This is a genomic window from Streptomyces sp. YJ-C3 (assembly GCF_053891275.1).
Window position 1 is genome coordinate 232,001 of record NZ_CM132685.1, and the last position, 19,979, is coordinate 251,979.

The window sequence follows — 19,979 nt, forward strand, 5'->3', positions numbered from 1 at the left end:
GGCCCCGTGCCGGTAACGGCAGGGCGGACCGCTACCCGGAGTACGCAACAGGAGACAGCGATGTCCCACGACGCGGAAGCAACACCGCATCTCGACTTCGCGGGCACCACGCCTTACGAGGACTACGTCCAGGCCGATGTCCTCACCCACCTTCAGCACCTGCGCTCGGACGATCCCGGCGAGATGGTCTTCCTGGTGACGACCCAGGTGATGGAGCTGTGGTTCACCGTCATCGTCCACGAGTGGGAGACCGCGGCCCGGGCTCTCGCCGACGACGACGTGCCGGCCGCGGTGGCCGCGCTCAAGCGGTCCGTGCGCGAGCTGGACGCGCTGAACGCCTCGTGGCGTCCGCTGGCGCAGCTCACCCCGGCCCAGTTCAACTCCTACCGGTCGGCCCTCGGCGAGGGCTCCGGATTCCAGTCGGCGATGTACCGGCGCATGGAGTTCCTGCTCGGCGAGAAGTCCGCGTCGATGCTGGTGCCGCACCGCGGCGCGCCCCGTGTCCACGCCGAGCTGGAGAAGGCGCTGCACGAGCCCAGCCTGTACGACGAGGTGCTGCGGCTCCTCGCGCGGCGCGGCCACCACGTGCCGCGCGCCGTCCTCGACCGGGACGTGTCGCAGCGCTACGAGCCCTCGCCGGAGGTGGAGGCCGCCTGGACGGCCCTGTACGCCGGGGACGAGAGCGCCGAGCTGGCCCGGCTCGGCGAGGCGCTGACGGACGTGGCCGAGCTGGTGTGGCGCTGGCGCAACGACCACCTGGTGGCCACGCGGCGCGCCATGGGCGCCAAGACCGGTACCGGCGGCTCCGCCGGGGTGGCGTGGCTGGAGAAGCGCGCGCAGAAGAACGTGTTCCCCGAGCTGTGGACGGCGAGGTCCCATGTCTGACGCTTCTGACCTGTCCGAGCGGGCGCGGAAGCTCGACGCCGACGATCAACTGGCTGATGTGCGAGGCGACTTCGTCCTGGACGACGTGGTCTACCTGGACGGGAACTCGCTGGGCGCGCTGCCCGCGAACGTCCCCGGACGGCTCGACGACGTGGTGCGGCGCGAGTGGGGCCGGCTGCGCATCCGCTCCTGGACCGAGTCCGGCTGGTGGACGGCGCCCGAGCGGATCGGCGACCTGATCGCCCCGCTGGTCGGCGCGGCGCCCGGCCGGATCGTGGTCGGCGACTCCACCAGCGTCAACGTGTTCAAGGCGCTGGTCGGCGCGGTGCGGCTGGCGGGGGGACCCGAGGCGGGCCGGGACGAGATCCTCGTCGACGCCGCGACGTTCCCGACGGACGGGTACATCGCCGCGTCCGCCGCGCGGCTGACCGGCTGCTCGGTGCGGGCCGTCGCCCCGGACGAGGTGCCGGGCGCGCTGAACTCCCGTACGGCGGCGGTGCTGTTGAACCACGTCGACTACCGCTCCGGCCGGCTGCACGACCTGCCGGGTCTGACGGCGGCGGTCCGCGCGGCGGGCGCCGTCGGCGTCTGGGACCTGTGCCACAGCGCGGGCGCGCTGCCGGTCGGCCTCGACGAGCACGGGGTGGACCTCGCGGTCGGCTGCACGTACAAGTTCCTGAACGGGGGCCCGGGTTCGCCCGCGTACCTGTACGTGCGCGGTGAGCACCAGGACGCCTTCGACTCCCCGCTGCCGGGCTGGAACTCGCACGCCGAGCCGTTCGGGATGCGCCCCGCGTACGAGCCCGCCGACGGGGCGGTGCGCGGCCGGGTCGGGACGCCGGACATCCTGTCGATGCTGGCCCTGGAAGCGGCGCTCGCGGTGTGGTCGCGGCCGGACGTCTCCGTCGCGGCGGTCCGCGCCAAGTCCCTCGCCCTGACGGACTTCTTCCTGGAGTGCGTCGCGGCGTACGTGCCCGAGGGGCGGGTCGAGGTCGTCACCCCGGCCGCGCACGCGGAGCGGGGCAGCCAGGTGGCGCTGCGCTGCGCGGACGCCGGTGCGGTGATGGAGCGGCTGATCGCGGCCGGTGTCGTCGGCGACTTCCGGGCGCCCGACGTGCTGCGGTTCGGCTTCACACCGCTCTACCTGGGGTTCGCCGAGGTGGAGCGGGCGGCGCGGGTCCTCGCGGACACGCTCGGCTGACCGGTCTCAGCTGACGTAGGCGCCCGCCGCGACCGCCGCGAGCGCGGCCTCCACGGCCCGGGCCGCGTCCGCCTCGGTGGGCGCGGCCCCGGTCGTCAGCAGGCGGTAGTAGAGCGGCGCCGAGACGGCGCGGACGACCTCCGGGGCGTCCGTGCCGGCCGGAGCCTCGCCCCGGGCGACGGCCTCCTCGACGGCCGGCGCCCACTCGGCGACCCGCACCTCGTAGAACCGGCGCAGCGCCTCGGCCGTGCGCGCGTCGCAGGTCGCCGCCGCGATCACCGCGCGGAACAGCGGGCCCTGGCGCGCGTCCGCCAGCGTCCGGCGCACCAACTGCGCGTTGGCCGTCAGGTCGCCGCGCAGCGAGCCGGTCGCCGAGCGGGGCAGCGACTCCTGCGCCATCTGCGCGAGGAGATCGGCGACCAGGCCGGTGGGCGAGCCCCAGCGCCGGTACACCGTGGTCTTGCCGACGTCCGCGCGGCGCGCGACATCCGCCAGGTCGAGGCGGTCGAAGCCCTGCTCGGCCAGCACGTCGCCCGCGGCGTCGAGCACCGCGGCGCGGACACGGGCCGTACGGCCGCCGGGACGGAGCGTGCCGGGTTCGGGTTCGCTGGTCATGACAGCCAGGGTAACGGCACGGCAGGACCGTTTATTCGGTCACTGTACGTGTCGGCGCACGTCATCGGCCTGGTAGCGTCCGCTTACCTGCTGATCCCTGCTGATTCCCCGCTGGTTCACCGATTCACCATGGGGTCGCGCAATTCCATTGCGACGTCGAGAGGTTGGAGCATGCCGGACGAAGCCGCCGCGCGCGACGAGGCGGAGGAGGCGTCGGCCTTCTCGCACCCCGCTGTCCCGCCGGACGTCACCGTCGCGTACGGCGATCACCCGGATCAGGTCGTCGACTTCTACGCGCCCCGGGACGGTTCGACCGCGGCTCCGCTGGTCGTGGTTCTGCACGGCGGCGCGTGGCGGGCGCCGTACGACCGGGAGCATCTGAGCCCGTTCGCCGGCTTCCTCGCCCGGCGCGGCTTCGCCGTCGCCAACGTCGAGTACCGGCGCGGCAGTTCCCTGCCGCACCAGGGCGCCGACGGGCCGGTCGCCGGGCGCTGGCCGGAGACCTTCGACGACGTGGCGGCCGCGCTCGACGCGCTGCCCGCCCTGGTCGCGGAGCATCTGCCGACGGCGGACGCGCGGCGCACCGTGGTCACCGGGCACTCGGCGGGCGGCCACCTCGCGCTGTGGGCCGCGGCCCGGCACGTGCTGCCCGCGGACGCGCCCTGGTACACCCCGGCCGCGCCCGCGCTGCGCGGCGTCGTGGCGCTGGCCCCCATCGCGGACCTCGCCCTCGCGCAGGAGCTCGGCGTGTGCGGCGGGGCGAGCGCCCAGCTCCTCGGCGGCGAAGGGGAGTCGTTCGACACGCGGCGGCCGTGGGCCGATCCGGCGGAGCTGCTGCCCACCGGCATCGCGACGACGCTCGTCCAGGGGCGTACCGACACGACGGTGCCCTTCGCCGTCGCCGAGGCGTACGCCGACGCGGCGGCCAAGGCCGGCGAGGTCGTCGGCGTCACGTTCCTGGAGGAGGTCGGCCACTTCCCGCTGATCGACCCGGCGGCGGACGCGTGCGCGGTGGTGGCGGAGGAGATCGCCCAACTCGCCTGGTGAGAGCCCGCTTTCGCACCCCCGTCGTCCGCCCGGAGGCGGTCGCACCCCCTACCCGGGGATGAGGGAGTGATACCGGGGAGCTACGCGCGCAGTTGGCTCCGTGGTGTGATGCCGACTACGCCCTGTGATCAATAACTTCCTTTCCAGAGAAGACAACTGGAAGGGAGCGGCTCATGGGGATCCGGTCGGGAAGGGTGCGTCGCGCGCTGCTCGCGGCGCTGGTGACGGGCGCGGTCGTCGTGCCGGTCTCCGCCGCCGCGCACCCCGCGGTGCCCGCCCCCGCGCCCGCGCACCTGGGCCCGGTCACGGCGGCGACGCTGGGCACGGCGTACCGGAAGAACCGGGCGACGGCCGCGCGGGCCGCCGAGACGGCGGCGGCGCACGGTGACCGCCACCGGGCCCGCGCGCTGCGCGGCATGGCGTCCACGGGGCGGGAGTTCCTGACGTTCGACGCCCGGGGCGCGGGCCGGGCCGCCGAGGTCTTCGGCGATCTAACGCACGCGGACCGGATCGCCGTCCTCGTTCCCGGCTCCGACACCTCGATCGACACCTACGACCGGTTCCGCGCGGGCGCCCGCGCGCTGCACGACCGGCTCGGCGACCGCGCCGCCGTCGTGGCCTGGCTCGGGTACGAGACGCCGGGCACGGTCAGCGCGGCCGTCGCGACGACGGGCCGCGCCGAGGAAGCCGCGCCCGAACTAGTGCGTTTCATAAGCGAGTTGCGGGACATCGCGCCCGGCTCGACGGTGTCGCTGCTGTGCCATTCCTACGGGTCCGTGGTGTGCGGGCGCGCGGCGCCCCGGTTCCGCGGCGCCGCGCGCGTCTGCGACCTGGTGCTGATCGGCAGCCCGGGCACCGGCGCGGACAGCGCGGCCGGGCTCGGCACCCCGGCCACCGTCTGGGCGGGCCGCGGCGGCGACGACTGGATCGCCGACGTGCCGCATGTGCGCACCGACCTGTTCGGCCTGTTCGACAGCGCGCTCGGCTTCGGCGCCGACCCGGTCTCCCGCTCGTTCGGCGCGCACGTCTTCGCCGCGGGCGACGGCGGACACAGCGACTACTTCAGACCCGGCTCCCCTTCCCTCGCCAACCTCGCCCGGATCGCCCTGGGCCGGTACGCCGACGTCACGGAGGTCTCCCATGGCTGAACTCACCCTCCCCGTCCGGGCCCTGGCCCGCCGGATCGACGCGGCGACCCCGGCCCACCGGGACCGCGCGGTCGACGCGCTGCGCGCCCTCGCGATCTGCGGCGTCGTCCTCGGCCACTGGTTCGTCACGGCGCTCGTGCCCCGCGGCGACGGCACCCTGCGCACCGCGAGCCCGCTCCAGCACCTGCCCTGGCTCGCCCCGATCTCCTGGCTCTTCCAGACGCTCGCCGTCTTCTTCCTGGTGGGCGGCCATGTCGCGACGAAGAGTTACGCGTCGGCGCGGGAGCGCGGCGACACGTACGGGCAGTGGCTGCGGGCCCGGCTCGGCCGCCTGTTCCGGCCGGTCGCGGCGGTGCTGGGCCTGTGGACGGTGGCGGCAGGCGGCATGCTCCTCGGCGGGGTCCCCTTCACCACCCTCCACACCCTGGGGAAACTGGCGCTGTCCCCGATGTGGTTCCTGCTGGTCTTCGCGGGCCTGACAGCGGCGACCCCGCTGGTGGCCCGGCTCAACCCGCTGTGGCCGGTCGCCGTCGTCCTGCACGTCGACCTCATACGGTTCGGGCTCGGCGGCCCCGCCTGGCTCGGCTGGGTGAACGTGGCGGCGGGCTGGCTCGTGCCGTACACGCTCGGCGCGGCCTGGACGCGGGGCGAGGTGACCCGGCGCTCGGGCTGGGTGCTGCTGCTCGGCGGCGCGGCGGCGACGGCCGGCCTGATCCTCTTCGCCGGGTACCCGGCGTCGATGGTCGGCGTGCCCGGCGCGGCGGTCTCGAACCTCAACCCGCCCACGCTCGCCGCGGTCGCCTTCGGCCTCGCCCAGTGCGGCCTGGCCCTGCTGCTGCTCGATCCGCTGCGGCGCTGGATGCGGCGGCCCGCGGCCTGGGCGGCGGTGGCCCTGGCCAATCTCTCCGCGATGACGATCTTCCTCTGGCACCAGACAGCGCTGATGGCGGTCACCTCGACGGGCCTCCTGGCCGGCCGCCTGCCCGGCCTGCACACCAGCCCCGACTCGCCGACCTGGGTCGCGGCGCGGGCAGCTTGGTTGCCGGTGTTCGCGCTCGGCCTCGCGGTGTGCTGCGCGGCGTTCCGGGTGTACGAGGGTGCCGGGTCGCGGTCTCGTGGGCGGGCGCGGCCCGGCGGGGCTTCTCGCGCAGTTCCCCGCGCCCCTGAGATGCGCACTTCGTGCGCCGTCTCATCGGGGAAGGCGCGGCGAAGCCGCATGCCTTCAGGGGCGCGGGGAACTGCGCGACCAGCCACGACGTATGCCGCACTCGGCGACGAAACGGTCTTCGCCACGGCGAGCAGCCGGATCCCGACGACGGCGGCCGGCCGATGAGGCGGAAGCGGCCGCACAAGATCACGGCCGCGCCTAGGCTGGGCGCCGTGAGCGACGGGGAGGACTTCGGTGCCGCGCTGCGCACCCTCGCGCGGCGGCTGCGCCGCGACCTGTGGACCCTCGCCCCGACGCCGCTCCCGCCCCTGCCCCGACCGCGATGGCTGCGCTGGGCCCCCCACCTGCTGGTTTTCTGGATCGCACTCGGCGCGACGCTGTCGAACATCGACCAGATCGGCGTCCGCTACAACCGGGGCATCGCGTTCGGCGTGCTCTTCGCGCTGGTGCAGGGCGCGGCGATGGTGCTCGCGCTGTGGCGGCCGGTCCCCGCGTTCTGGGTGTCGCTGCTCGACATGGTGGTCGTCGCCCAGCTCACCAAGCCGTGGCTGGCCACATCGGCCGCCGACCCCGACACACCGTGGCCCTGGGCGGGCCCCTCGCTCGTCGCGCACGCCACGGTGCTGCTGCTCCTGGCGCTGCGCGTGCCGACCCGGGCCGTCGTCGTCGCGGCCGGCCTGAGCGTGGCGGCAGGACCGCTGATGCAGCGCACGGTCTCGGGCGTCGCCGCCTACTCCTCGACGACCGCGAGCGCGGCGACCGCGTTCGTGGTCGTCGCCGTCCTCGGCATGATGGTGCGCGGCCTCAGCGAGACCCGCACCCGGCTCGTCGCCCAGGAGGAGATCACCGCGGAGGAGCGGGCCCGGCGCACGGTCCTGGAGGAGCGCAGCCGCATCGCCCGCGAACTGCACGACGTGGTCGCCCACCACATGTCCGTCATCTCCATCCAGGCGCAGGTCGCCCCGCACCTGGTCAAGGACCCGCCGGACGAGCTGAAGGAGAACCTGGAGGGGATCAGGCGCAGCGCCCTGGAGGCGCTCACCGAACTGCGCCGCGTCCTCGGCGTGCTGCGCGCCGACCCGGCCGAGGACCCCGCCGACGAGACGGACCCGGGCACCGCCGCCGCGCCGCAGCTGCCGCAGCCCACCCTCGACCGCCTCGACACCCTCGTCGCGGGCACCCGCGCCGCCGGGCTCACCGTCACCACCCTGGAGACCGGCGAGCGGCGGGCCCTGCCGCCCGGCGTCGAGCTGTCGGCGTACCGGATCGTGCAGGAGGCGCTGAGCAACGCCCTGCGGCACGCCCCCGGGGCGACGGTCGAGGTCGGCATCGACCACGGCCCTGACGGCGTGCGGGTCCGCGTCACGAACACGGCGCCGCAGGGCCCGGTGCCGGACTCGCCGGGCGCGGGCCACGGCCTGCTCGGCATGCGGGAGCGGGCCGCGATGCTGGGCGGCACGCTGCAGGCAGGACCGGTCCCGGAGACCGGCGGCTATGAGATCCGCGCCTTTCTCCCCGCTCTCCCCGCTCCCCCCGAAGGAGGCAGTTGATGGTGACCGCGCCGATCAGAGTCCTGATCGCCGACGACCAGATGATGGTCCGCCAGGGCTTCACGGTCCTGCTGAACACCCAGCCGGACATCGAGGTCGTCGGGCAGGCGGTCGACGGCCTCGACGCCCTCGCCAAGATCGCCGAGCTGGCCCCCGACGTGGTCCTGATGGACATCCGCATGCCGGAGCTGAGCGGCATCGAGGCGACGCGACGGGTCACGGCGTCCGACGCGACCGTGCGGGTCCTCGTCCTGACCACCTTCGACCTCGACGAGTACGTGTACGAGGCGCTGCGCGCGGGCGCCTCCGGGTTCCTCCTCAAGGACGCCTCCGCGGACCAGCTGGCCGACGCGGTAAGGGTGGTGGCGTCCGGCGAGGCGCTCCTCGCGCCCACGGTGACGCGCCGCCTGATCGCCGAGTACGCGCGCCTGACGGACGGCCCGGGCGGTGGCCCGACGGGACCGAAGCCGGCCGAGCTGACCGACCGCGAGACGGAGGTCCTCGTCCTGATCGCGCAGGGCCGGTCGAACGCGGAGATCGCCGGGAAGCTGGTGGTCGCCGAGCAGACCGTGAAGACGCACGTGGGGCGGATCCTGGTGAAGCTGGGGCTGCGCGACCGCACGCAGGCGGCGGTGTTCGCGTACGAGTCGGGGCTCGTGCGGCCCGGGGCGGCGCCGTAGCGGGGGCGTGTAGTACTCAGGTCGGACCCCTGGAACCCGTCTCCCTGGGGACGACCCGGCCGGTCCGGGGGCCGTACGGTCGTGCCATGAGCGAGACGACCACCACCACGGCTCCCCGGGAACGCAGCCCCGAGTTCAGCCTCTTGCAGACGATGCTGCGGGGGCTGCGCGCGGATCTGTTCCGGGACGTGCTGGCGTACCGCCCGCTGCCGAAGTCGTCCACGGACAGGCCGCTGGCCCAGCTGTTCCCGGCCCGGATGCGCAGGGAACTGGACATCCTGCCGCACCTCGGTGTGCTGGGTCTGGCCCTGGTCACCATGGTCGTCGGCGCGGGGGCCCTCAACGACGACTTCCTCTCCCCGATATCCGGGCTGACAGCGGCGGCGCCCGTCGCGCTCACCCTGATCCGGCCGATCCTCGCCTGGTGGCTCTCGCTCGCGGCCGCCCCGCTTCTTGTCATGGCGAGCTCCGCCGAACTCTCCCCGTGGACGGTCGGCAGCATCGTGGGGCACACCGCCGTGATGGCGGTCGTCGCCGCCCGCACCCGGCCGCGTACGGCGGCGTGGATGTGGGTCATCAGCGGGGTGTACGCGCTCTTCGCCGGTGAGGTCTTCGGCGGCTGGTACGGCAGCGACGCCTTCCCGATGGCAGTGTTCTCCGGCGTCGTCCTCGCCCTCGTCTGCATGGTCCAGGTCAGCAGCAGCGCGAAGCGCCAGGTCGCCGAGGAGCGCACCGTCACCGCCGTCGAACGTGACAAGCGCACCCTCCTGGAGGAGCGCACCACCATCGCCCGCGAGCTGCACGACGTCGTCGCCCACCACATGTCGGTCGTGGCGATCCAGGCGGAGGCGGCGCCCTACCGCGTCGAGAACCCGCCGCCCGAGCTGGAGCAGGCGTTCGTCACGATCCGGGAGAACGCGGTGGCGGCGCTCACCGAACTGCGCCGCGTCCTCGGCGTCGTACGCGCGGAGGACTACGAGGCGCCGGACGCCCCGCAGCCCACGCTCGCCGACCTCGACAGGCTCCTGGAGAACGTGCGGGACGCGGGCCTGACCGTCAGCAAGACCGTCACCGGCGCGGTCCGTGAACTGCCGTCCGGCGTCGAGCTGTCGGCGTACCGGATCGTGCAGGAGGCGCTCAGCAACACGCTGCGCCACGCGCCCGGCGCTGAGGCCGCGGTCGAGGTGTCGTACGTACTCGGCGGGCTCGGCCTGCGCATCGTCAACGGCCGGCCCGACAGCCTGGCCAAGACCAGCCCCGGCTCCGGCCACGGCATCACCGGCATGCGCGAGCGCGTCTCCATGCTCAGCGGCGAGATGACGGCGGGCGAGACGGCCGACGGCGGCTACGAGGTCGCGGTGTTCCTCCCGGTGGCCGCGTCCCGCACGGAGGACGACGCATGATCAGGGTGCTGATCGCCGACGACCAGATGATGGTGCGCGAGGGCTTCTCGGTCCTGCTGAACGCGATGCCGGACTTCGAGGTCGTCGGCGAGGCGGTCAACGGGGTCGAGGCGGTCGCCAAGGTCCGCGAGCTCCGCCCCGACGTGGTCCTCATGGACATCCGCATGCCGGAGCTGAACGGCATCGAGGCGACCCGCGAGATCGTGGCGGCCGACGAGGGCGCGAAGGTCCTCGTGCTGACCACGTTCGACCTCGACGAGTACGTGTACCAGGCGCTGCGCGCGGGCGCGTCCGGCTTCCTCCTCAAGGACGCCTCGGCCCGCCAACTCGCCGACGGCGTACGGGTGGTGGCGAGCGGGGAGGCGCTGCTCGCGCCGTCGGTCACCCGCCGTCTGATCACCGAGTTCTCGAAGCTGTCCGAGACGCCGAAGCTGCCCGCGGTGCAGAACCCGGACGCGTACGGGGAGCTGACCGACCGCGAGACGGAGGTGCTGGTGCTGATCGCGCAGGGCCTGTCGAACGCGGAGATCGCCGAGCGGCTCGTCGTCGCCGAGTCGACGATCAAGACGCATGTCAGCCGCGTCCTGGTGAAGCTGGGCCTGCGCGACCGCACCCAGGCGGCCGTCTTCGCGTACGAGGCACGTCTGGTCACACCGGGCTGACCGGCACTAACGTCCCTCCATGGACGCCACCGCCCCGTTCGACCCCTGGTCCCCGGCCTTCGTCGCCGACCCGTACCCCGCGTACGCGGCGCTGCGCGCGGCCGGCCGGGTCCACTGGTTCGAGCCCACCCGCCAGTACCTGATCCCGCACCACGCCGACGTCTCGGCGCTGCTGCGCGACCGCCGCCTCGGCCGCACCTATCAACACCGGTACACGCACGAGGACTTCGGCCGCACGGCGCCGCCGCCCGAGCACGAGCCGTTCCACACCCTCAACGACCACGGCATGCTCGACCTGGAGCCGCCGGACCACACGCGCATCCGGCGCCTCGTCTCGAAGGCGTTCACGCCGCGCACGGTCGAGCAACTGGTGCCGTACGTCGAGAAGCTGGCCGGTGAGCTGGTGGCCGGCCTGGTCGCGGACGGCGGCGGCGACCTGCTCACCGACGTCGCCGAGCCGCTCCCGGTCGCGGTCATCGCCGAGATGCTGGGCATCCCCGAGTCCGACCGGCCGCTGCTGCGCCCCTGGTCGGCGGCGATCTGCGGCATGTACGAGCTGAACCCGCCGGAGGAGACGGCCCGCGCCGCGGTCCGCGCCTCGGCCGAATTCACCGAGTATCTACGCGAGTTGATACGGGTCCGGCGCACGGCACCCGGAGACGACCTGATCTCGGGCCTCATCGCCGCCCACGACGAGGGCGACCGCCTCACCGAGCAGGAGATGATCTCGACCTGCGTCCTGCTGCTCAACGCCGGTCACGAGGCCACGGTCAACTCCACGGTGAACGGCTGGTGGGCCCTGTTCCGCCACCCCGGCCAGCTGGCGGCCCTGCGCGCCGACCACGCGCTCGTCCCCGGCGCCGTCGAGGAGCTGATGCGCTACGACACCCCGCTCCAGCTCTTCGAACGCTGGGTCCTGGACGACATCGACGTCGCGGGCGTCGGCATCCCCCGCGGCTCCGAGGTGGCCCTCCTCTTCGGCGCGGCCAACCACGACCCGGCGGTCTTCCCCGACCCGGCGCGCCTCGACCTGACCCGCACCGACAACCCCCACATCTCCTTCAGCGCGGGCATCCACTACTGCATCGGCGCGCCCCTGGCCCGGATCGAACTGGGCGCCTCCATGCGGGCGTTGCTGACCCAGGCCCCGACCCTGCGGCTCGCGGCCGAGCCGCGCCGGAGGCCGAACTTCGTCATCCGCGGTCTGGAGGGCCTGCCCGTCGAGCTGTGAGCAGCCGGTGGACAAGGGCCCACACCAGCACCCCGGCTGCGGCCCCGCCGCCCACACAGAGCGGCAGCTCGACGAAGAGCACCCGCCACCGCGGCCCCTGCTCGAACGGATGGAACCGCCCCTGCGCGTACGCGGCCCACACCGCGAGCCCGGCGCCGGACCCGGCGATCGCGGTGAGGCAGCCGGCCGCCGCCTGTGTTCGTTGCCCCATGCCGGACACAGACGCGCGACGCCCCGCCGGGGTTCCGGCCGGGGCGTCGCGGTGCCGTGCGGCGCCCTCAGGCGGAGAGGTCCCGCCGCCGCAGCCCCACCAGCCCGACCCCCACGAGCGCGGCCGCCAGCGCCGTCAGCACCAGCACCGGGCCCCAGGCCATCTCCCCGCCGGGCAGCTTCGGCAGATGCCCGAAGGGGGAGAGGTCCAGCACCGCCCGGGGCACCTTCAGCGCCGGGCCGATCCAGCCGAGCAGCAGCGCCGCGCCCGCCACGCCCCACGCGGCCGGTGCCGCCCGGGGCGCCAGGCCGTACAGGAGCACCGCCGCGCCGCCGAGCGTCCACACCGCCGGGAGCTGGACGAGGCAGGCGCCCACGAGGGACCCGGCGTCCTGCCCGTGGCCCAGCGCCAGGCCGAGGCCGCCGAGCAGCATGATCAGCGCGGCGCCCGCGAAGCCGATCGCCAGGTGGCCCGCGGCCCAGCCGAGCCGCCCGACCGCGTTCGCGAGCACCGGCTCCGCCCGCTGCGAGGTCTCCTCGCCGTGCAGCCGCAGCACGGACTGGACGACGTACAGCGCCGCGACCATGCCCAGCATGCCGGCCATCGTGGCGAGGAAGGCGTCGGTGATGCCGGACTGTCCGCCCATCCGCTCGATGATGTCGACGGTCTTCTGGTTGTCGCCGACCAGGTCGGCCGCCCCGTCGGCCATCCCGCCGAAGACGGCACCGGCCGCGAGGAACCCGGCCGACCAGCCGATCACGCTGCCCCGCTGCAGCCGCCGGGCAAGCGCGCCGGCCGTGCCGAGCCGCCCGTGCGCGGGGCCCGGCCGGCTCGGCAGGAAGCTCATCCCGATGTCGCGCCGCCCGGTCAGAGCGAACGCCCCGGCGCCCTGGAGCGCGACCGCCGCGACGAACAGCAGCAGCACCCACCACCGTTCGTCGGCGAACGACCGGACGTTCTCGACCCAGCCGACCGGCGAGAGCCAGGTCAGCGGCGACGAGGCGCCGCCGGTCCCCGCGTCACCGGCCGCCCGCAGCACGAACGCGGCCCCGAGCAGCGCCGCCGTCACGCCCCGCGCGAGCCGCGCGCTCTCGGTGAACTGCGCGACGATCGCCGCCATCGAGGCGAACACCATGCCCGCCCCGCCGATCGCGGCCCCGAAGGCGAGCGCCCCCGCTCCGCCCTGCGCGGCGAGACCGCCCGCGAGCAGCAGCGCCAGCACGCCGTTGGCCACCAGTGCCGTGAGCAGCGCGGCGGCCAGGGGCGCGCGCCGCCCCACCATCGCCGACGACACCAGCTCCTGCCGCCCGCTCTCCTCCTCGTCGCGGGTGTGCCGGACGACGACGAGCAGGCTCATCACGGCGGCGAGCACCGCCGCGAACGTCCCGATGCGCCAGGCGGTCAGCGCGCCCAGCGAGTCGGCGAAGACGGGCCCGTACAGGGCGCGCATCGAGCCGTTGGTGTTCATGGTGCGCACGACGTCGGCGCGCTCGGCGGCCGTGCCGTACACGCTCTTCAGCGAGTTCGGCATGGACAGCACCATCATCGCGACGATCGCGACCCAGACCGGGATCAGCACCCGGTCGCGGCGCAGCGCCAGCCGCAGCAGGGCTCCGGTGCCCGCGAGTCGACGGGGGCCGGCGGTCCGCGGGGCGTACCGCGTGCCGGGCGCGAGGGCGGCGGTCATCGCGACACCGCCTCCTTCTCGGGGAGCCGTACGTCGTCCTGGTAGTGCCGCAGGAACAGCTCCTCCAGGGTCGGCGGGGTGCTGGTCAGCGACCGCACGCCCGACGCGGTCAGCGACCGCAGCACCGCGTCCAGCTTGTCGGTGTCGACCTGGAGGCGGACCCGCGTGCCCCGGACGTCGAGATCGTGGACGCCCGGCAGCCGGTCCAGCCCCTGTGGCGCGCCCGCGAGTTCGGCGCTCACGCTGGTCCGGGTCAGGTGCCGCAGCTGGGCCAGCGAACCGCTCTCGACGGTCCGCCCCTTGCGGATGATGCTGACGCGGTCGGACAGCTCCTCCACCTCGCTGAGGATGTGCGAGGACAGCAGCACCGTCTGGCCGCGCTCCCGGGCGGCCTCCTCGACGTACGACTGGAAGACCTCCTCCATCAGCGGGTCGAGGCCGGAGGTGGGCTCGTCCAGGATGAGCAGGTCGACGCCGGACGCGGCGAAGGCGGCGACGAGGGCGACCTTCTGCCGGTTGCCCTTGGAGTAGGTGCGGCCCTTCTTGGTCGGGTCGAGTTCGAAGCGTTCGACGAGCTCCGCCCTGCGGGCCTTGTCGAGGCCGCCGCGCAGCCGCCCGTACAGGTCGATGACCTCGCCGCCGCTGAGGTTGCGCCACAGCGTGACGTCGCCGGGGACGTACGCGACCTTGCGGTGCAGTTCGACGGTGTCGGCCCAGGGGTCGAGGCCCAGCATCTGCACGGCGCCGGAGTCGGCGCGCAGCAGCCCGAGCAGCACCCGCAGGGTGGTGGACTTCCCCGCGCCGTTCGGCCCGAGGAAGCCGTGCACCTCACCGCTCTCGACGTCCAGGTCGAGGCCGTCCAGCGCACGCGTCCTGCCGAACGACTTGTGCAGTCCGGAGACCGTGATTGCCTTCGTCATGTTTTTGAACGTACGCTGATTTCACAAAGTTGTGAAGTTAAGGAAGTGTATAAACTCGGGGGCACGGAACGCAGGGGAGATGATGCAGGGCATGAGCAGCAAGGACGACACACGGGCGCGCTTCGTCGAACGGTTCGCGGGCCAGCTCGTCGAGGCCGGCCTGCCCCGGATGCCCGCACGGGTCTTCGCCGCGCTGCTCTCCTCCGAGGCGGGCGCGCTCACCGCGGCCGAGCTGGGGGAGCGGCTCCAGGTCAGCCCCGCGGCGGTGTCCGGCGCGGTGCGCTATCTGACGCAGGTGCACATGGTCACCCGCGAGCGGGAGCCCGGCACGCGGCGGGACCTGTTCCGGGTGCACGGGAACCAGTGGTACGAGGCGCTCGCCAGCCGGGACAGCGTCATGAAGCGCTGGGTCGACTCGCTGACGGAGGGCGTCGACAGTCTCGGCGCGGACACCCCGGCGGGCAGGCGCCTCGGCGAGACGCTGGCCTTCTTCGAGTTCGTCCAGACCGAGCTGGGCGGGCTCATGGAGCGCTGGCGGGAGCACCGCAAGACGCTCGGCCTGGACTGAGGTCCCCTTCGCCGTACCTCAGGGCCGCGGCGGCCACCGCGACCCCGCACCGTACAGCGCATGTGCATGATGCACATTATGTGTATGGTACATACCTCTCGTGATATACCTGCTGGGCAGGCGGTACGAGAAAGGCGGGCGGGCGACGTGGGCGAGGCGGCCAAGGACAGGACCACGCGGCAGGTCGAGTTCGAGACGATGCTGCTGAGCCGGCACGGCTATCTCTTCGGCTCGCGCGCCAGATCCGACCGCTGGCACCTCGACCGCAGCGCGTACATCCTGCTCAGCCGCATCCAGATGGACGGCCCGATGTCGATCGGCCAGCTCAGCGACGCGTTCGGCCTGGACACCTCGACGCTCAACCGGCAGACCGCGGCGATGATGCGGGCCGGCCTGGTCGAGCGGATCCCGGACCCGGAAGGCGGCATCGCCCGCAAGTTCCGCATCACCGAAGAGGGCCTCAAGAACCTGGACGGCGACCGTGGGCTCAACGTCGACGTGATCGGCGGACTCATGGAGGAGTGGAGCGCGGACGAGATCGCCGACTTCGCCACGAGCCTGGAGCGGCTGAACCGCGCGATCGAGCGCCTCGAAGGGCGCCCCTGGCCCCGGCCCTGACGCCCCCACACCCCGCGGCCAGGCCGGGACAGGGGCCGGCGCCTCACGGAAGCGCCAGCCCCCACGCCCCCGCCCGCACGGTCCAGGTCCGGCTGCGCACCGGCCCGCCGATCGCCACCGCGTCCGCCCGGTAGCGGAAATCCGGCCCGGACACGGTGACCGTGCGGGCCGCCACGCACAGCGGCGCCGCGTCCGCCGCCTGCCGCACCTCGATCCGCGCGAGGCCCGTCCCCGTGGCGGGCCCCACCGAGACGCCCTCCACCGGCTGGTCCAGGTCGATCAGGGTCACCCCGTCCGCCTCGATCCGCAGCCGCGCCGGCGGCCCGGCCTCCGGCGCCGCGGGACGCACCGGCCGCGCCGCGAGGGTGCGCACCAGCGAGCGGCACGTCCGCAGCCACGGCCGGGCGGCGCCCGCCGTCACCGGTTCCACGGCCGGCGGGATCCGCAGGTCCCCGAGGACCACCCCGTCGCTGTCGTCCACCAGCAGATCGAGCCGCCGCTCCGCCCCGTCCAGCGCGGCCCGCGCCGCGGCCACCGTTCCCGTCGGCACCCCGAGCGACCGGGCGAGCGACACCGCGCCGCCCACCGGGACCATCGAGAGGACCGCGCCGGACAGCTCGCGCTCCCGGTGCAGCAGGGACACCGCGCGCAGCAGCGCCCGGTCGTCACCGACCACGACGGGCCGCCGCGCACCCCGTCTGGCCAGCGCTTTCGCGAATTCCTCGGGTCCTTCCGGCAGGCACACCTTGGCGGTCGAGCCCGCGCACAACACGTCCTTGGCGATGCGGACGGACTCCCCGTCCGCGCGTCGGGCGAGGGGGTCCACGAGCACCAGAACCTGCCGCGACAGCCCCTCGTCCGCACGGTCAGATGGATGGTCCAAAGCCGCCACCTCGGCCTTGCCTCGCTTCCTCGGGTAGCATCTTTGTGCAAGAGCCCCTTGCGCTATTGCGCCAGGGGCTTCGTCTATTCCGGGGCACCCCAAGGCTTACGCATTCATCAGTGGCTGCGGCCCCTGACCTTGGACATGCCCCGCCCGGAAGGGGTGTACGCCTGTGCCCGCACTTGTGCTGCTCGGTGCTCAGTGGGGTGACGAAGGCAAGGGAAAGGCCACCGACCTGCTCGGTGGATCCGTGGACTACGTAGTGCGCTACCAGGGCGGCAACAACGCCGGCCACACGGTCGTCGTGGGCGACCAGAAGTACGCGCTGCACCTCCTCCCTTCCGGGATCCTCTCGCCGGAGTGCACGCCGGTCATCGGAAACGGTGTCGTCGTCGACCCGTCGGTCCTGCTCTCCGAGCTGAGCGGTCTGAACGAGCGCGGCGTCGACACGTCCAAGCTCCTGCTCAGCGGCAACGCGCACATCATCACGCCGTACAACGTGACCGTCGACAAGGTGACGGAACGCTTCCTCGGCAAGCGCAAGATCGGCACCACCGGCCGCGGCATCGGCCCGACGTACGCGGACAAGATCAACCGCGTCGGCATCCGCGTCCAGGACCTCTACGACGAGTCGATCCTCACTCAGAAGGTCGAGGCGGCCCTCGAGGTCAAGAACCAGCTGCTCACCAAGCTCTACAACCGCCGCGCCATCGAGGCCCAGCAGGTCGTCGAGGAGCTGCTCGGCTACGCCGACAAGATCAAGGGCTACGTCGCCGACACCACCCTGATCCTCAACAACGCGCTCGACGAGGACAAGGTCGTCCTGTTCGAGGGCGGCCAGGGCACGCTGCTCGACATCGACCACGGCACGTACCCCTTCGTGACCTCGTCGAACCCGACCGCGGGCGGCGCCTGCACGGGCACCGGCGTCGGCCCGACGAAGATCAGCCGGGTCATCGGCATCCTCAAGGCGTACACGACGCGCGTCGGCGCCGGTCCGTTCCCGACCGAGCTGTTCGACCAGGACGGCGAGGACCTGCGGCGCATCGGCGGCGAGCGCGGTGTGACCACCGGCCGTGACCGCCGCTGCGGCTGGTTCGACGCGGTCATCGCCCGCTACGCGACCCGCGTGAACGGCCTGACGGACTTCTTCCTCACGAAGCTGGACGTCCTGACGGGCTGGGAGCAGATCCCGGTCTGCGTGGCCTACGAGATCGACGGCAAGCGCGTCGAGGAGCTCCCGTACTCGCAGTCGGACTTCCACCACGCGAAGCCGATCTACGAGACGCTGCCGGGCTGGTCGGAGGACATCACGAAGGCCAAGACCTTCGCGGACCTCCCGAAGAACGCGCAGGCGTACGTGAAGGCGCTGGAGGAGATGTCCGGCGCCCCCATCTCGGCGATCGGCGTCGGCCCCGGCCGCACCGAGACGATCGAGGTCAACTCGTTCCTGTAGGGAGCGGGTCAGGCAGCCGAGGGCCCCGGTCCGCCGCACGGCGGGCCGGGGCCCTCGCCGTGTCCACCGCGTCCTGACGTGTCCGGCGGTCTCACTCCGACTTGTCGAACGTCAGGGTCTGCTCCTTGCCGGTGGAGTCGATCATGACCCGTCGCAGCTGTCCCGAGGGCAGGACGGTGATGGTGCTCGGCTCGCCGGGCCGGCAGGCGTCCCGCGGTTCGGCGACCACCGGGTCCGTGCCGCCGACGCGCAGCGTGGAGTCCGTGACCGACGTCAGCTCGCCCTGGAACACGCAGTGGTAGGAGTCCCCGTTGTTCTGCGTGCCGTCGGCCGTCATGGACAGGACCGTGTCGCCCGGCTCGCCCTGCTGGATGACGATGCGGCGCGGATGGTGCCCGAGGGAGTTGTCGATCGCGCCCGTCCACGTGCCCAGGAACTTCTCCGGGACCTTCCCGGCGGCCGACTGCGGGGTCCGCTCCGGCTCGGTGGACGGCGGGGACGTGGACGCCGGGGAAGACGGGCCCGACGGGTCCGACGGGGAGGGGCCCGTGGCGGACGGGGATCCCTTGCCGTCCCGTGCCGTCGTGCCCGGCGTGCCGTCGTCCTTCATCAGGGCGTACACCGAACCGCCCGCGCCGATCGCCACTATCAGGGCGACCGCTATCAGCGCCGCCGTGGAGCGGCCGCGGCGCACAGGCTCCTGGTGCGGGGCGACGAGGGGCCCGACGCCGGGGCCGTAGGGCGGGGTCTGGCCCCAGCTCCCCTGCGGATAACCGTAGGAGGGCGGCTGCGGTGCGGCCTGGGGCAGTGGCTGCGGTGCGGCCGGGGGCAGCGGCTGGGGCGGGTAGCCGTACGCCGGGCCGGGGGGAGGGGCCGGGGCCGGGTCCGGTGCGGGCGCCGGGGGCCCCTGGCCGACCACCGCCGTCGGCAGATGGTCCAGCTGGGCCGCGCCCGGCTCGCCCGGGGGCGGCGGCGTGTCCCCCTCGGGGCTCTTCGGCGGGGCGGGCGGCAGCGCGGGCGGCCCCTGCTCCGGGTCCTCCGAGTCGAGCAACTGCACCGCGTGACGGCCCAGTTGGGCGACGAGCGCGCCCGGCAGCCAGGGGTCGCGGGTCCGCCCGCCGTCGCCCAGGGTGTCCTCGGCGCCGGTGCGCTCCAGGATCTCGTCGAGCGAGGGACGCTCGGCGGGCGCCTTGCGCAGACAGTCCCGGACGAGGTCCTGCAGGCCCTCCGGAAGGGCGGTCAGGTCCGGCTCCTCCTGGGCGATGCGGAACATCAGGGCGTGCACTCCGCTGTTGGCCGTGCCGAAGGGCAGCGCGCCCGTCGCCGCGTACGCCAGCACGGAGCCCAGGCAGAACACGTCGCACGCCGGGGTGACCCGGTCCCCGCGCACCTGCTCGGGCGCCATGAACCCGGGCGAGCCGACCAGCGCGCCGGTGCGGGTGAGACCGCCGTCGGTGACGGTCTCCAGGGCGCGCGCGATGCCGAAGTCGATGACGCGCGGCCCGTCGATGGTGACCAGCACGTTCGACGGCTTCAGGTCGCGGTGGATCAGCCCCGCCTCGTGGATGTCCTTGACCGCGTGCGCGAGGCCGGCCGCGAGGATGCGTACGGAACGCTCCGGCAGTGCGCCGTGGTCGTGCGAGACGACCTGCTGGAGGGACGGGCCCGCGACGTATCCCGTCGCCACCCAGGGGATGTCCGCCTCCGTGTCCGCGTCGAGCACGGGCGCCGTCCACGCGCCGCCGACCCGCCGCGCGGCCTGCACCTCCTGCCGGAAGCGGACTCTGAACTCCTCCTGCTCCGCGAGCTCCTGACGGACCAGCTTCACCGCCACGGTCCTGCCGCGCTCCGAACGCGCCAGGTACACCTGCCCCATACCGCCCGCGCCGAGCCGGCCCAGCAGCCGGTACGCGCCGATGCGCTGGGGATCCCCCGATCCCAGCGACTCGAGTCGCTCCATGTCGCGCCACCCTCCCCCGTACGTGTGCAACAAACCGAGAATAGTGCGGGCGAAGGACACAGAGACCAGGAGCGGCTTCTACGGTT

The 19,979-nt window shown here is 73.6% G+C and carries 19 protein-coding genes; 13 read left to right on the forward strand and 6 right to left on the reverse strand.

Annotation, left to right across the window (positions count from 1 at the left end; all coding sequences use genetic code 11):
* The first annotated feature begins 60 nt into the window (after positions 1-60).
* Together ACVHNB_RS01055 and ACVHNB_RS01060 are read left to right on the forward strand one after the other, a co-directional pair.
* Complete coding sequence (locus ACVHNB_RS01055; protein ID WP_428953374.1) at positions 61-885, forward strand: tryptophan 2,3-dioxygenase family protein; 825 nt, start codon at positions 61-63, stop codon at positions 883-885.
* Complete coding sequence (locus ACVHNB_RS01060; RefSeq protein WP_428953373.1) at positions 878-2,086, forward strand: kynureninase; 1,209 nt, start codon at positions 878-880, stop codon at positions 2,084-2,086. Before ACVHNB_RS01055 ends, ACVHNB_RS01060 begins: the two co-directional genes overlap by 8 nt.
* Positions 2,087-2,092: 6 nt before the next feature.
* On the opposite strand, the gene ACVHNB_RS01065 is transcribed toward ACVHNB_RS01060, so the two are convergent.
* Complete coding sequence (locus ACVHNB_RS01065; RefSeq protein WP_428953372.1) at positions 2,093-2,701, reverse strand: TetR/AcrR family transcriptional regulator; 609 nt, start codon at positions 2,699-2,701, stop codon at positions 2,093-2,095.
* A 171-nt stretch (positions 2,702-2,872) separates the two neighbouring features.
* Here ACVHNB_RS01065 and ACVHNB_RS01070 point away from each other — a divergent pair, with 171 nt between their 5' ends.
* The 8 genes from ACVHNB_RS01070 (at position 2,873) to ACVHNB_RS01105 (ending at position 11,590) form a co-directional block, all read left to right on the forward strand.
* Positions 2,873-3,748, forward strand: coding sequence for an alpha/beta hydrolase (locus ACVHNB_RS01070; protein WP_428953371.1), 876 nt, complete (start codon positions 2,873-2,875; stop codon positions 3,746-3,748).
* A 173-nt stretch (positions 3,749-3,921) separates the two neighbouring features.
* A complete protein-coding gene (locus ACVHNB_RS01075; protein WP_456227216.1) occupies positions 3,922-4,896 on the forward strand; it encodes an alpha/beta hydrolase in 975 nt (324 codons plus the stop codon).
* Positions 4,889-6,229 (forward strand): acyltransferase family protein, encoded by a 1,341-nt coding sequence (locus tag ACVHNB_RS01080; RefSeq protein ID WP_456227217.1) that lies wholly within the window; start codon positions 4,889-4,891, stop codon positions 6,227-6,229. Before ACVHNB_RS01075 ends, ACVHNB_RS01080 begins: the two co-directional genes overlap by 8 nt.
* A 47-nt stretch (positions 6,230-6,276) precedes the next feature.
* Complete coding sequence (locus tag ACVHNB_RS01085; RefSeq protein WP_456227218.1) at positions 6,277-7,614, forward strand: sensor histidine kinase; 1,338 nt, start codon at positions 6,277-6,279, stop codon at positions 7,612-7,614.
* Positions 7,614-8,294, forward strand: coding sequence for a response regulator (locus ACVHNB_RS01090; protein WP_456227219.1), 681 nt, complete (start codon positions 7,614-7,616; stop codon positions 8,292-8,294). The genes ACVHNB_RS01085 and ACVHNB_RS01090 overlap by 1 nt, the downstream gene beginning before the upstream one ends.
* Before the next feature lie 86 nt (positions 8,295-8,380).
* Positions 8,381-9,697 (forward strand): sensor histidine kinase, encoded by a 1,317-nt coding sequence (locus ACVHNB_RS01095; RefSeq protein ID WP_456227220.1) that lies wholly within the window; start codon positions 8,381-8,383, stop codon positions 9,695-9,697.
* Complete coding sequence (locus ACVHNB_RS01100; protein ID WP_428953365.1) at positions 9,694-10,359, forward strand: response regulator; 666 nt, start codon at positions 9,694-9,696, stop codon at positions 10,357-10,359. Before ACVHNB_RS01095 ends, ACVHNB_RS01100 begins: the two co-directional genes overlap by 4 nt.
* A 19-nt stretch (positions 10,360-10,378) precedes the next feature.
* Complete coding sequence (locus ACVHNB_RS01105; RefSeq protein WP_428953364.1) at positions 10,379-11,590, forward strand: cytochrome P450; 1,212 nt, start codon at positions 10,379-10,381, stop codon at positions 11,588-11,590.
* Here the strand turns inward: ACVHNB_RS01105 and ACVHNB_RS01110 are convergent.
* The 3 genes from ACVHNB_RS01110 to ACVHNB_RS01120 all read right to left on the reverse strand — a co-directional run bounded on the left by ACVHNB_RS01110 (position 11,553) and on the right by ACVHNB_RS01120 (position 14,408).
* A complete protein-coding gene (locus ACVHNB_RS01110; protein WP_456227221.1) occupies positions 11,553-11,801 on the reverse strand; it encodes a hypothetical protein in 249 nt (82 codons plus the stop codon). The two genes, ACVHNB_RS01105 and ACVHNB_RS01110, sit on opposite strands and share 38 nt — an antisense overlap.
* 67 nt (positions 11,802-11,868) lie before the next feature.
* Positions 11,869-13,488, reverse strand: coding sequence for an ABC transporter permease (locus ACVHNB_RS01115; protein WP_456227222.1), 1,620 nt, complete (start codon positions 13,486-13,488; stop codon positions 11,869-11,871).
* Entirely contained in the window at positions 13,485-14,408 is a 924-nt protein-coding gene (locus ACVHNB_RS01120; protein ID WP_428953361.1) for an ABC transporter ATP-binding protein, read from the reverse strand. Before ACVHNB_RS01120 ends, ACVHNB_RS01115 begins: the two co-directional genes overlap by 4 nt.
* A gap of 91 nt (positions 14,409-14,499) precedes the next feature.
* Between ACVHNB_RS01120 and ACVHNB_RS01125 the strand changes: the two genes are divergently transcribed.
* Positions 14,500-14,976, forward strand: coding sequence for a GbsR/MarR family transcriptional regulator (locus tag ACVHNB_RS01125; protein ID WP_428953360.1), 477 nt, complete (start codon positions 14,500-14,502; stop codon positions 14,974-14,976).
* 198 nt (positions 14,977-15,174) lie between these two features.
* Positions 15,175-15,594, forward strand: a complete 420-nt coding sequence (locus tag ACVHNB_RS01130; protein WP_428957600.1) for a MarR family winged helix-turn-helix transcriptional regulator — start codon at positions 15,175-15,177, stop codon at positions 15,592-15,594.
* Positions 15,595-15,637: 43 nt separating this feature from the next.
* Here ACVHNB_RS01130 and ACVHNB_RS01135 read toward each other — a convergent pair whose 3' ends face one another.
* Positions 15,638-16,477: a diacylglycerol kinase family protein gene (locus ACVHNB_RS01135; RefSeq protein WP_428953359.1), complete on the reverse strand. Its 840-nt coding sequence runs from the start codon at positions 16,475-16,477 to the stop codon at positions 15,638-15,640.
* A 172-nt stretch (positions 16,478-16,649) separates the two neighbouring features.
* On the opposite strand from ACVHNB_RS01135, the gene ACVHNB_RS01140 reads away from it, so the two are divergent.
* Positions 16,650-17,933 carry an adenylosuccinate synthase gene (locus tag ACVHNB_RS01140; protein WP_428953358.1) on the forward strand — a complete coding sequence of 428 codons (1,284 nt, stop codon included), beginning with the start codon at positions 16,650-16,652 and terminating at the stop codon, positions 17,931-17,933.
* Positions 17,934-18,024: 91 nt separating this feature from the next.
* Here ACVHNB_RS01140 and ACVHNB_RS01145 read toward each other — a convergent pair whose 3' ends face one another.
* Positions 18,025-19,893: a serine/threonine-protein kinase gene (locus ACVHNB_RS01145; protein WP_456227223.1), complete on the reverse strand. Its 1,869-nt coding sequence runs from the start codon at positions 19,891-19,893 to the stop codon at positions 18,025-18,027.
* Between the last annotated feature and the right edge of the window lie 86 nt (positions 19,894-19,979).

What these genes read in the sequence shown, in the direction of transcription:
- ACVHNB_RS01055 (WP_428953374.1), top strand. Translation starts at nt 61, where the DNA reads ATGTCCCACGACGCGGAAGCAACACCGCATCTCGACTTCGCGGGCACC.
- ACVHNB_RS01060 (WP_428953373.1), top strand. Translation starts at nt 878, where the DNA reads ATGTCTGACGCTTCTGACCTGTCCGAGCGGGCGCGGAAGCTCGACGCC.
- ACVHNB_RS01065 (WP_428953372.1), bottom strand. Translation starts at nt 2,701, where the DNA reads ATGACCAGCGAACCCGAACCCGGCACGCTCCGTCCCGGCGGCCGTACG.
- ACVHNB_RS01070 (WP_428953371.1), top strand. Translation starts at nt 2,873, where the DNA reads ATGCCGGACGAAGCCGCCGCGCGCGACGAGGCGGAGGAGGCGTCGGCC.
- ACVHNB_RS01075 (WP_456227216.1), top strand. Translation starts at nt 3,922, where the DNA reads ATGGGGATCCGGTCGGGAAGGGTGCGTCGCGCGCTGCTCGCGGCGCTG.
- ACVHNB_RS01080 (WP_456227217.1), top strand. Translation starts at nt 4,889, where the DNA reads ATGGCTGAACTCACCCTCCCCGTCCGGGCCCTGGCCCGCCGGATCGAC.
- ACVHNB_RS01090 (WP_456227219.1), top strand. Translation starts at nt 7,614, where the DNA reads ATGGTGACCGCGCCGATCAGAGTCCTGATCGCCGACGACCAGATGATG.
- ACVHNB_RS01095 (WP_456227220.1), top strand. Translation starts at nt 8,381, where the DNA reads ATGAGCGAGACGACCACCACCACGGCTCCCCGGGAACGCAGCCCCGAG.
- ACVHNB_RS01100 (WP_428953365.1), top strand. Translation starts at nt 9,694, where the DNA reads ATGATCAGGGTGCTGATCGCCGACGACCAGATGATGGTGCGCGAGGGC.
- ACVHNB_RS01105 (WP_428953364.1), top strand. Translation starts at nt 10,379, where the DNA reads ATGGACGCCACCGCCCCGTTCGACCCCTGGTCCCCGGCCTTCGTCGCC.
- ACVHNB_RS01110 (WP_456227221.1), bottom strand. Translation starts at nt 11,801, where the DNA reads ATGGGGCAACGAACACAGGCGGCGGCCGGCTGCCTCACCGCGATCGCC.
- ACVHNB_RS01115 (WP_456227222.1), bottom strand. Translation starts at nt 13,488, where the DNA reads ATGACCGCCGCCCTCGCGCCCGGCACGCGGTACGCCCCGCGGACCGCC.
- ACVHNB_RS01120 (WP_428953361.1), bottom strand. Translation starts at nt 14,408, where the DNA reads ATGACGAAGGCAATCACGGTCTCCGGACTGCACAAGTCGTTCGGCAGG.
- ACVHNB_RS01125 (WP_428953360.1), top strand. Translation starts at nt 14,500, where the DNA reads ATGAGCAGCAAGGACGACACACGGGCGCGCTTCGTCGAACGGTTCGCG.
- ACVHNB_RS01130 (WP_428957600.1), top strand. Translation starts at nt 15,175, where the DNA reads ATGCTGCTGAGCCGGCACGGCTATCTCTTCGGCTCGCGCGCCAGATCC.
- ACVHNB_RS01145 (WP_456227223.1), bottom strand. Translation starts at nt 19,893, where the DNA reads ATGGAGCGACTCGAGTCGCTGGGATCGGGGGATCCCCAGCGCATCGGC.